At 68.9% G+C, this 10,513-nt stretch carries 12 protein-coding genes and 1 pseudogene; 3 read left to right on the top strand and 10 right to left on the bottom strand.

Annotation, left to right across the window (positions count from 1 at the left end; genetic code table 11):
* Window positions 1–24: 24 nt before the first annotated feature.
* The 5 genes from ybeY to hrcA are packed head-to-tail and all read right to left on the bottom strand — an operon-like array spanning window position 25 to window position 4,803.
* The gene (gene ybeY / locus A5659_RS10740; RefSeq protein WP_066869564.1) at window positions 25–558 is read right to left on the bottom strand and encodes an rRNA maturation RNase YbeY; all 534 of its coding nucleotides are present in this window, start codon (window positions 556–558) and stop codon (window positions 25–27) included.
* 20 nt (window positions 559–578) lie between these two features.
* Window positions 579–1,637, bottom strand: coding sequence for a PhoH family protein (locus A5659_RS10745; protein WP_066880363.1), 1,059 nt, complete (start codon window positions 1,635–1,637; stop codon window positions 579–581).
* 56 nt (window positions 1,638–1,693) lie between these two features.
* Window positions 1,694–2,542: a 16S rRNA (uracil(1498)-N(3))-methyltransferase gene (locus tag A5659_RS10750; RefSeq protein WP_066869559.1), complete on the bottom strand. Its 849-nt coding sequence runs from the start codon at window positions 2,540–2,542 to the stop codon at window positions 1,694–1,696.
* Between the two features lie 23 nt (window positions 2,543–2,565).
* Complete coding sequence (gene dnaJ, locus A5659_RS10755; protein WP_067022746.1) at window positions 2,566–3,714, bottom strand: molecular chaperone DnaJ; 1,149 nt, start codon at window positions 3,712–3,714, stop codon at window positions 2,566–2,568.
* A 57-nt stretch (window positions 3,715–3,771) separates the two neighbouring features.
* A complete protein-coding gene (gene hrcA, locus A5659_RS10760) occupies window positions 3,772–4,803 on the bottom strand; it encodes a heat-inducible transcriptional repressor HrcA (protein WP_066867767.1) in 1,032 nt (343 codons plus the stop codon).
* Window positions 4,804–5,017: 214 nt separating this feature from the next.
* Here hrcA and A5659_RS10765 point away from each other — a divergent pair, with 214 nt between their 5' ends.
* The 3 genes from A5659_RS10765 to A5659_RS10775 all read left to right on the top strand — a co-directional run bounded on the left by A5659_RS10765 (window position 5,018) and on the right by A5659_RS10775 (window position 6,896).
* Window positions 5,018–5,332: a type II toxin-antitoxin system VapB family antitoxin gene (locus A5659_RS10765; RefSeq protein ID WP_066867769.1), complete on the top strand. Its 315-nt coding sequence runs from the start codon at window positions 5,018–5,020 to the stop codon at window positions 5,330–5,332.
* A gap of 83 nt (window positions 5,333–5,415) precedes the next feature.
* Window positions 5,416–6,012 (top strand): carboxymuconolactone decarboxylase family protein, encoded by a 597-nt coding sequence (locus tag A5659_RS10770; RefSeq protein ID WP_067180950.1) that lies wholly within the window; start codon window positions 5,416–5,418, stop codon window positions 6,010–6,012.
* Window positions 6,009–6,896, top strand: coding sequence for a sigma-70 family RNA polymerase sigma factor (locus A5659_RS10775; RefSeq protein ID WP_066867774.1), 888 nt, complete (start codon window positions 6,009–6,011; stop codon window positions 6,894–6,896). Before A5659_RS10770 ends, A5659_RS10775 begins: the two co-directional genes overlap by 4 nt.
* On the opposite strand, the gene A5659_RS10780 is transcribed toward A5659_RS10775, so the two are convergent.
* The 5 genes and pseudogenes from A5659_RS10780 to A5659_RS10800 form a co-directional block, all read right to left on the bottom strand.
* Window positions 6,890–7,411 (bottom strand): hypothetical protein, encoded by a 522-nt coding sequence (locus A5659_RS10780; RefSeq protein WP_066867777.1) that lies wholly within the window; start codon window positions 7,409–7,411, stop codon window positions 6,890–6,892. The genes A5659_RS10775 and A5659_RS10780 overlap by 7 nt on opposite strands.
* A 262-nt stretch (window positions 7,412–7,673) precedes the next feature.
* On the bottom strand, window positions 7,674–8,210 hold the full coding sequence (locus tag A5659_RS10785; RefSeq protein WP_066867780.1) for a hypothetical protein: 537 nt from the start codon (window positions 8,208–8,210) through the stop codon (window positions 7,674–7,676).
* A 220-nt stretch (window positions 8,211–8,430) separates the two neighbouring features.
* Entirely contained in the window at window positions 8,431–8,646 is a 216-nt protein-coding gene (locus tag A5659_RS10790; RefSeq protein ID WP_067180953.1) for an MbtH family protein, read from the bottom strand.
* On the bottom strand, window positions 8,627–9,913 hold the full coding sequence (mbtG, locus tag A5659_RS10795) for an NADPH-dependent L-lysine N(6)-monooxygenase MbtG (RefSeq protein WP_066867785.1): 1,287 nt from the start codon (window positions 9,911–9,913) through the stop codon (window positions 8,627–8,629). The genes A5659_RS10790 and mbtG overlap by 20 nt, the downstream gene beginning before the upstream one ends.
* Window positions 9,910–10,513, bottom strand: a pseudogene (locus A5659_RS10800) (non-ribosomal peptide synthetase); the annotation flags it as partial. The pseudogene A5659_RS10800 and the gene mbtG, both read right to left, overlap by 4 nt.

A 10,513-nucleotide genomic window follows, 5' to 3' on the forward strand; every position in this document is an offset into this window, starting at 1 on the left:
CGGCCGCCAGGATGCGAAGTGGCCTCAATGGTCGAAATACCTTGACTTGTCGAGCAATCGGCGGTCGCGTTCGGATTGGCGGTCCTGGTGGTAGGCCTCGACCTGCTCGGCGACCCACTCTTCGAGCAACCGGTCCTGCAGGGCGAACATCTCCTTTTCCTCGTCCGGCTCGCCGTGGTCGTAGCCGATCAGATGCAGCACCCCGTGGATGGTCAGTAGCGCCAGCTCGTGCCCCAGGCTGTGCCCCGCCGAGGCGGCCTGGCCGGCCGCGAATTCCGGGCACAGCACGATGTCGCCCAGCATCGAGGGCCCCGGCTCGGGGGCGTCCGGACGCCCGCCCGGCTCAAGCTCGTCCATCGGAAAGCTCATCACGTCCGTCGGGCCGGGCAGGTCCATCCAGCGCATGTGCAGGTCCGCCATCGCGGCGGTGTCCAGCAGCACCATCGACAGCTCGGCCGCCGGATTGACGTCCATCTTGGCGATGACGAACCGCGCGACGCTGATCAGTTCGGCCTCGGAGACGTCGATACCCGATTCGTTGGATACCTCAATGCTCATGAAATCCGCTCACCGCACCATCATCGACGACCGCGCGAGCCCGTCGCCCGCCGCGCCGCCCGGTTCAATGTCAGGCCGGGCTCGTCAAATTTCGCATAGGCGTCGACGATCTCGGAGACCAGCCGGTGGCGAACCACGTCCACGCTGGTCAGCTCCGCGACATGGATGTCATCGACGCTGTCCAGGATTTCCATCGCCGAGCGCAGGCCCGACTTGGCGCCGCCCGGCAGGTCGACCTGGGTGATGTCGCCGGTGACGACGATCTTGGATCCGAAGCCGAGCCGGGTGAGGAACATCTTCATCTGCTCGGCGGTGGTGTTCTGCGCCTCGTCGAGGACGATGAACGCGGAGTTCAGCGTGCGTCCCCGCATGTAGGCCAGCGGCGCCACCTCGATGACGCCGGCGGTCATCAGTTTGGGGATCAGTTCGGGATCCATCATGTCGTAGAGCGCGTCATACAGCGGCCGCAGATACGGATCGATCTTCTCGCTGAGGGTGCCGGGCAAAAAGCCAAGGCGCTCACCGGCTTCCACGGCTGGGCGGGTCAGGATGATGCGGCTGACCTGTTTGGTCTGCAGCGCGCTGACCGCCTTGGCCATCGCCAGATAGGTCTTGCCGGTGCCGGCCGGGCCGACCCCGAAGACGATGGTGTTGGCGTCGATGGCGTCGACGTAGCGCTTCTGGTTGAGCGTCTTGGGCCGGATGGTCTTGCCGCGCCGCGACAGGATGTCCAGCGTGAGCACTTCGGCCGGTGACTCGTTGTCGGTGCCGGCCAGCATGGCGACGCTGTGGCGAACCACCTCCGGGGTCAACGGCTGACCGCCGGCGACGATGGCGACCAGCTCGGAGATCACCCGCTCGGCGAGCGCGACGTCGGCGGGTTCACCCGCGACGGTGACCGCGTTGCCACGCACGTGCAGGTCGGCTTTCAGGCTGCGCTCGAGGGCCCGCAGGTTTTGGTCGGCCGAACCCAACAAGCCCATCACGACATCGGGCGGAACGTCGATGCTGCTGCGAACCTGAGCAGAGGTCGGGACGGCTCCGGCTGCGTCAGCAGCGCTGGTCTCGCGGGGCGTCACGTGGCTCTCGATGCCTGCTTTCTCGGCTTGTCGGTGGGTTGCTGGGCCGTCTCAGTCTACGCCGAGGGCCCGGATTGGTCAGCGTTCAGCAACGTACTCGACGTCGGGTCGGTGTCGCGAACCCGCAGCGTGTGGCCGTTTGCCGGAACGTCGCTGCGCTGGTCCCACCTCGGGGTCAGCACGCCGAGGGCGCCCAGCGCGACCGCCGCGGCGCTCGACGTCCGCAGCACCTGGGGCCCGAGCCGCACCGCCGTCGCGCCCGCCTCGGACAGCGCCGCCATCTCGTCTTCCGCGATGCCGCCTTCCGGACCGACCACCAGCAGCAGCGATTCCGCTTGAGCCAGCCCGACATCCGCGAGCCGGTCGGTGGCCGACTCGTGCAGGGCGAGCGCCGTCGCGCCCGCGGCCACCTCGTCGCGGATCCGCCGGGTCAGCTCGGCGGTGGACAGCACGCCATCGACCGGCGGGATGTGCGCCCGACGGGATTGGCGGGCCGCCGACCGAGCGACGGCACGCCATCGCCGCAAACCCTTGTCGACCCGGTTGCCCTGCCAGTTGGCAACGCACCGCGCGGCATGCCAGGCCAGGAACGCGTCGGCGCCCGCTTCGGTGGCCAACTCGATGGCCAGCTCCGAGCGCTCCGACTTCGGCAGCGCCTGGACCACCGTCACCCGCGGGGATCCCGGGGGAACGGTCCAGCGTTCGAGCACCCGCGCGCGCAGCCCGTCGCGCCCGGCGTGCTCGACCTCGCAGTGGGCCAGGGCCCCGGCGCCGTCGCCCAGCACCAGCCGCTCGCCGGGGCGGATGCGGCGCACGGTCGCGGCGTGGAAACCCTCGTCACCGCCCAGCACGGCCAGCGAGCCGGGCTCGGGCAGATCGTCGAGGTAGAACAGGGTCGCGACCATGTGCGCGCCTTCGCGGCTCCCCGCTAGCGTCCGGTGAAGGTTTCGCGCAGCCGGCTGAACAACCCGCCCCCGGCGTGCGTCGAGCGGACCTCGGGCACGTCGCGGTTGCGGCGGGTCTTGAACTCGCGCAGCAGTTCGGTGTCGCGGTGGTCCAGCCGGGCCGGAACGACGACCTCGACGTGCACATGCAGATCGCCGCGGGTGCCGGAGCGCAGGTGCGGCATGCCGTGGCCGCGCAGGGTGATGACCGACGCCGGTTGGGTGCCGGGCGGGATGGTGATTTCGCTGACGCCGTCCAAGATGGCGTCGACGGTGACGGTGGCGCCCAGCGCCGCGTCGACCATCGGCACCGAAACCGTGCAGTGCAGATCGTCGCCTTCGCGGACGAAGACGTCGTGGGGCTGTTCGTGGACCTCGACGTAGAGGTCGCCGGCCGGGCCGCCGCCGGGCCCGACCTCACCCTGGGCGGCGAGCCGCACGCGCATGCCGTCGCCGACACCCGCGGGGATCTTGACGCTGATCTCGCGGCGGGCCCGCACCCGGCCGTCGCCCATGCATTGATGGCACGGGTCGGGGATGACGACGCCGACGCCCCGGCAGGTCGGGCAGGGCCGGGACGTCATCACCTGGCCCAGCAGCGAGCGCTGCACGGTCTGCACCTCGCCGCGACCGCCGCAGGTGTCGCACGGGACCGGCGCGGAGTCGCCGTTGGTGCCCTTGCCTTGGCATCGATCGCAGAGCACCGCGGTGTCGACGGTGACCTGCTTGGTCACGCCGGTCGCGCACTCTTCGAGGTCGAGGCGCATGCGCAGCAGCGAGTCCGAGCCCGGCCGTACCCGCCCGATCGGGCCGCGGGAGGTCGCGCCGCCGCTGAAGCCGCCACCGAAGAAGGCCTCGAACACATCGCCCAGGCCACCGAATCCGGCGCCGAAACCACCGCCCGCCGCGGCCGCGTTCTCCATCGGATCGCCGCCGAGGTCGACGATCCGCCGCTTCTCGGGATCGCTCAGCACCTCGTAGGCGACGCTGATCTCCTTGAATTTCGCCTGCGCGGCCTCATCGGGGTTGACGTCCGGATGCAGTTCGCGCGCCAGCTTGCGGTACGCGCGCTTGATCTCCGCGTCGCTGGCGTTTCTGCTCACGCCGAGCAGCCCGTAGTAATCGCGTGCCACGCTTGACTCTCCTATACCTGGTCTTTCCCCGCGCCTACCCACCCTGCGGGTGCGCGTTCATCGAGCACCCAGGACTTCGCCGATATACATGGCAACCGCAGCAACGCTGGCGATAGTTCCCGGATAGTCCATCCGGGTGGGCCCCAGCACGCCCATTCCCCCGTAAACGGTGTCGGAAGTGCCGTAGGCGGTGGTCACCACGGAGGTGCCCAATATCTGCTCGGCGGCCGTCTCGTGGCCGATGCGCACCGTCACCTTACCGGCTTCCTGCTGGGCGGCCAGCAACCGCAACACCACCACCTGCTCCTCCAGCGCCTCCAGGATGGAGCGCAACGAGCCGCCGAAATCGGCCGCGTTCCGGGTCAGGTTGGCGGTACCGCCCAACAACAGGCGCTCTTCGGTGTGTTCGACGAGGGATTCCAGCAACACCGTCGCCGACCGGCCGACGGCGTCACCCAGGCCGTCCGGGCTGCGCAGCTGTCCGGCGAGGTCGGCCACCGCGACCGAGGCGGCCGACAGCTTCTTTCCCACCAGCGCCTGGCCAAGCATCTCGCGCAGCTGGGCCAGTTCGTGCTCGTCGATGACGTCACCGAGTTCGACGACCCGCTGGTCGACCCGACCGGAGTCGGTGATGACGACCATCAGGAGCCGGGCCGGGGTCAGGGCGATCACCTCGAGGTGGCGCACGGTGGACGACGACGCCGTGGGGTACTGCACGACGGCGACCTGCCGGGTCAGCTGCGCCAGCAGCCGCACCGCCCGGCGCAGGACGTCATCGAGGTCGACCCCGGACTCGAGGAAGCTCTGGATCGCGCGCCGTTCGGCCGACGACAGGGGCTTGACGTCGTCGAGCCGGTCGACGAATTCGCGGTAGCCCTTCTCGGTGGGCACCCGTCCGGAACTGGTGTGCGGCTGGGTGATGTAGCCCTCGGCCTCCAGCACCGCCATGTCGTTGCGGACGGTGGCGGACGAGACGCCGAGGTTATGTCGCTCCACCAACGCCTTGGAACCGATCGGTTCTTTGGTCGCGACGAAGTCGGCCACGATGGCGCGCAGCACCTCGAACCGACGGTCATCGGCACTTCCCACCGGCCGCCACCTCCTTCGATACCGCCTTGACCGGATTCATTTTACGGGCCCGGGCGGCGTCGACCTCACCGGTGAAGCGCGAGCAGACGCAAAAGCACGCTGCCCGTCCGCGTTCGGGCGCTTTTGTGTCTGCTCGCCGGAACAACCGGCGTCCCGCTAGCCTTTCCAGAATGAACCGGTCGGGCCAGAGCAACGATTCGGGAAGGGTCGGCCGATGATCTTCAAGGGCGTGCGCGACGGCAAGCCGTATCCCGAGCACAACCTCTCGTATCGGGATTGGTCGCAGATTCCGCCGCAGCAGATCCGGCTCGACGAATTGGTCACCACCACAACGGTGCTCGCCCTGGACCGTCTGCTCTCCGAGGACTCCACCTTCTACGGCGATCTCTTCCCGCACGCGGTGCGGTGGAAGGGCATCACCTATCTCGAGGACGGCCTGCACCGCGCGGTGCGCGCCGCGCTGCGGAACCGCACCGTGCTGCACGCGCGGGTCTATGACATGGATATGTCGCTGCACCCACCGAGGTGATTCGAGTGGTCACGTTCGGGCCTCACCGCGTGTCGACCTGGTAAGGACGTTGGTTTCCGCCACAACTTGCCAGGAGGACCGCCATGGCACGGCTGCAAGGAGTCTCCGACCGCGACGCCGGACTCGGCGCCAAGATCGCCTTCTTTTTCACCAGGCGCAAACTCGCACAGATGACCGGGCTGGAAACCGCGGCGATGCTGGAACCGCTGCGGATGTACGCGCACATCCCGCGACTGCTCAACGCCTACGGCAAGTTGGAGCAGGCCGAGTCGAAACTCGACGTCCTCACCCCGCGCCAGCGGGCGCTGGCCGAGTTGAAAGCGGCGACGACGGTGCGCTGCGCATACTGCATCGACCTCGGCTCGCAGATCGCCCGGCGCTGGGGCATCACCGACGAGGAGCTGCTGGCCCTGGCCAACTACCAGAGTGCGCCGTGCTTCTCCGACGTCGACAAGCTGATCCTGCAGTACGCCACCGCGATCAGCCGTACCCCCGTCGCGGTGACCGACGAGCTCTTCGATGCGCTGCGCGCGCACTTCGATACCGCCCAGCTGGTCGGCTTGACCCACGTCATCACGCTGGGCAACCTGCGAGCCCGCTTCAACATCGCGCTCGACATCGGGTCGTCGGGCTTCTCCGGTGACCGGGTGTGCGCCCTGCCCGAGACCGACCGCCGATGACGGCGGATGCGTCCCTGGCGGCACGCTTCGAGGCGGCCCGGCCCCAGCTGGGCGCCGTCGCTTACCGCATGCTGGGCTCGATCGACGACGCCCAGGACGCGGTGCAGGAGGCCTGGTTGCGCCTGAGCCGCACCGCCGGCGTGGACGGCGTCGTCAATCTCGACGCCTGGCTGACCACGGTGGTGGCGCGCATCTGCCTGAACATGTTGCGCGACCGCCGAACCCGGGGCCGCGACGAACATCTCGGCCGCCTGCCCGATCCGATCGTGGAGGCGGACGGCGAATCCGACCCCGAGCACCGCGCGATGCTGGCCGACGCGGTGGGGCTGGCGCTGTTCGTGGTGCTGGATACGTTGCCGCCGGCCGAGCGGCTGGCGTTCGTGCTGCACGACGTCTTCAGGGTGCCGTTCGAGCAGATCGCGGCCATCGTCGAGCGGACGCCGGAGGCAGCCCGCAAGCTGGCCAGCCGGGCGCGGCGCCGGATCGAGCAGGCCGATCCGTCGCCCGAGGGCACGGTGGCCGCGCAACGCGAGGTGGTCGACGCGTTCTTCGCGGCGGGGCGCAGCGGCGACTTCGACCGCCTGGTTTCGGTGCTCGATCCCGACGTGGTGTTGCGTGGTGACTTCGGTGCCCGCACCGCCGTCTTCCGCGCCGAGGGCGCGCAGCAGGTGGCCGGGCTGGCCCGCGGTTACGCCGGGCCGGAGCGCGAGGTCCGTTCGGCGACCGTGAACGGCGCCGCGGGCGCGGTGATCTTCGTCGCCGGCCGCGCGGCGTCCGTCATGGCCTTCGTGGTGCGCGGCGGCCGGATCCGCGCGATCGACGTGCTCGCGGATCCGGCCCGCATCGCCAGGTTGGACCTGAGCGCATTACGCGCGGGTCACTGACCGGCGGCCTGCAACAACTCCATCGCCGACGACCGCGACAGCACCCAGCCGCCCTGGTTGACGAACGTGACGTTCTGGGTGACCGGCGACGTCAGCTTCGGGCCGGAGACCGCAACGTCGGCCGTGGCCGAACCGGCCGCGGCCGGCTGGATGTTCGTGACGTCGAACGACAGCGGCAGGTCGCCGTTCTTCGCCGCCTTCTGCAGCTTCTTGTCGGCGACGTGCGCTTCGATCCCGCTGATGCCGCCCTGCACCAGATTGCTCTTGTTGGCGAACGGGACACTCGGGTCGGCGAGGCTGGTGAGCACGCCGGTCAGCTGATCGGGAGTCGGCAGGTTGGCGCCCGCGACGGGCTGCGCCGGTGGCGGATCCTGCGGAAGCGGCGCGCCGACAGTGGCGAGCCGCACCCCGGCGGCCAGCGCACTCGGGGTTGCGGTGGAGGCGACGCCGGCGGCAACGCCCCCGACGATGGCCAGGGCTGCCACCCCGGTGGCGATGGTTTTGACGATCTTCATGGTTCCCCCTTCGGTGGGCACGAATGTCGACGCAGGGTTGGCGATCCGCAACGCCGGTTCGTGGCGGTGTGGACGGTGTCAGCGTGCCCGTTGCGTTTGTTATTTCGTGTCTCGGCACCGATACGTTACGGCCATCCGATGTGCGGGCAACAGGAGAAGACTGTGCGCCGGCTGTGCGGGGGCGTCCGCCGTGGGCCCGATATGCCAAACCCCATGCGCCTGCGTTGCGGGGCGCATGGGGTTCGGCGATGTCGTCGGTGTCTTAGTTCGTCGCGGTCGCCGCCTGGATCAGCGCGATCGCCGCGTCGTGCTGCAAGACCCAGTTGCCGCCCTGGTTGACGAACACCAGGTGCTTGTTGACCGGCCCGGCGAACTTCGGGCCGGTGATGCCGACGTCGGCCTGGGCCAGGTTCGGCCCCGCCGGCGCGATGTTCGTCACGTTGAACTGCTCGGGGAAGTTCCCGTTGCGGTAGGCCTTCCGCAGGTCGTGGTCGGCCACCATGCCCTCGTTTTGAGGGATGCCGTTTTCGACGAGGTTGTTCTTGTCCCGGTAGTTGACGCCGGGGTCGGTTACTTGGGTGCACAGGTTGGCCAACTGGTCAGCCGTCGGCAGCTGCCCCGGCGCGCCCGGCGGCGGGGGCGGAGGCGGCGGCGGATCCTGCGGCAGTGGCGCGCCGACGGCCGCCAACTGCACATGATCCAGACCCATCGGTGCTGCAATGGAAGCCACGCCGGCGGCGGCGCCGCCAATGGCGGTCAGGGCCGCCACGCCCGTGGCAATGGACTTCACGGATTTCACAGGTCCCCCTTCGATGCACATGGGACCGTGGCGGAATCCTGCGGATGGCCGCACACGGTCACATGTCTCCATGGTTGAAGATGGTGTAAGTGTGCCCTGTGACTTGGGATTTTGTGTCTCGGGTCGGTCACGTTACGACGACGCTACGGTCGCGACGTGTGAAAACACGCTAAATGGCCTGTGCCGCAAGTAGGTTTTGGCGCTGCAGACACGCGGCCGGTCACTCCGCGGCGAGCGCCTCGATCAAGCTCTTGGGCCGGATGTCCGACCAGTTGTGTTCGACGTACTGCAGGCAATCCGCGCGGCTTGCTGCCCCGAACGCCACCCGCCAGCCGGCCGGTGTGTCGGCGAAGGTCGGCCACAGGCTGTGCTGGTCCTCGTCGTTGACCAGAACCACGAATGTCGCGTTCTCGTCATCAAAGGGGTTGGCGCTCATCGTGTCTCCTTCTCACGGGATACTTGGACGGGCTGACGGTGGATCCCAACACCCGATCGGACAGCAGCCCAAGGCAGCTCAGGTTGGGAAACCCGGGCCCCTGGGTGAGCCCGGACAGGTTCGGCAGGAACAACTTGGGTGTCACGTCGGTGACGGCCAGGTCATAACCTATCGCCTCCTGCAGTCGCTCCGAGGTCAGGGGCCCACCAAGGCCGAGTTCCAGCAGATCAAGCGCGTCCTGGCTGAATAACGGTGCGAACCAAAGCGAGTCGGCGCCGGAGCCGTCGATGACGAGATCGAACCCGTGTACCGTTTCGAAGTTCTCACTGCCGCGGTTGGTGGACAGCGTCAACCGGATCTGCCCCTCCTTGCCGACCGCGTGGGCGACGCGGCCACGCAGGTGGTGGATGCGATCGTCGGCCAGCAACGCCTCCTGCACGTTGGACGAGAACACCCCACGGTCGGTGCGGGCCAACGCGTCGCGGCGTTCGGCCAGGGTCAGGGCCGGCCAGTTGGTGGGATCGGAGAACAGCGAGTTCTCGAAGAATCCCTCGCCGCGGGTGAACAACGTGGCCTGCGGGGAGATCACGGTGATGCTCGAAACCCGGTGGCGGAACAGCTCATAGAGCATCGCCGCGGCCGTCTCGCCACCGCCGATCACCGCCACCCGCTCCGCATTGATCCGGTCGTGATTGGCGGCGCGATCCCAGAACTGGGCGATCGACAGCATGCGCGGGTTGCCGGGCAGCAAGGACTTTTCGGCCTGGCCGGGGCCGGTGATCATCAGGGCGTCGGCGTGCACGGTGGTTTCGTGCGTGTGCAGCGCCCAGCGGTCGCCGGTGATCGCCAGTCGTTCGACGTCACCGTGCACCACATTCATGCCCACGTGGTCGGCGACCCAACTCAGGTACTGGCTCCACCGGCGATGCGTCGGTGCCGGCCTGCCACGATCGATCCACTCGGCGAATGATGCCGTGGCGATCAGATAGGACTGCCAGCTGTAGCGGGTCATCCGCTCGTCGAGTTCGGCGTTGCGGCGCGGCACCAGCGCCGAGCGGTAGGGAAACCCGACGTCCTTTTCCGGGCTGGTACCGAGCCGGTGCGCGCCGTCGGTCCATCCGCCGCTGGCCTGCCAGTTCGCCGCGACGCCGATCCGCTCTACGGCCACCACGTCGGGCACCTCGACGCCCATCTCGCGCAACGCGAAGGCTTTGGCCGCGACGGCCACCGCCTTGGCGCCGGCCCCCACGATCGCCAGTGTGCTCATTTCACCATCTCCCGCAGTGATTCGATCCAAAGCTCTTGCAGCGCCGCAATATCGGAGTCATCGAGAATGTCGGGCAGCGCGCGCCACTGCGCGGCCAGCACCCGCTCCCCGCCAAAGGTCAGCACCATCGCCGCGATGGTGAGCTCATGGCGCACGGCCAGCTCCGGCTCCGGCACCGGCGACGCGCCGGCGAGCAGCTCGCGTTCGAGCCGCAGCCCCGTGCCGCCGTCGGCGTGGGCGGCGCCGAGGTAATTCAGCAGCAGTTGCGGGGGCCGGAAGCCGGCGAGCCGCTCGGCGGTGTCGGCCCGCAGGTAGCGCAGCAACCCGTAGTCGAGTCCGTCGCCGGGGATGGAAGCCAGCTGCTCCCCCACCCTGCGCGGGTCGGTCGAGTCCAGCCTCACCGGGTAGATGGAGCTGAGCAGCCCGACGGTGTCGCTGGTGTCGATGGTGTGTGCGCCCGGGCCGTCCACCAAACCGTCTGCGCGGCCGTGTGTTTCGAGCGCCAGCAGCGGTGGCGGGGTGGGCTGGCCGCGCAGCTCGCGCCAGCGGGTCACCGTCGCCGCGGTGGCGGTGACCAGCAGCGTGGGCAACGGCAGACCC

This window comes from Mycobacterium sp. 1165196.3 (assembly GCF_001673415.1).
Taxonomy (GTDB): Bacteria; Actinomycetota; Actinomycetes; order Mycobacteriales; family Mycobacteriaceae; genus Mycobacterium; species Mycobacterium europaeum_A.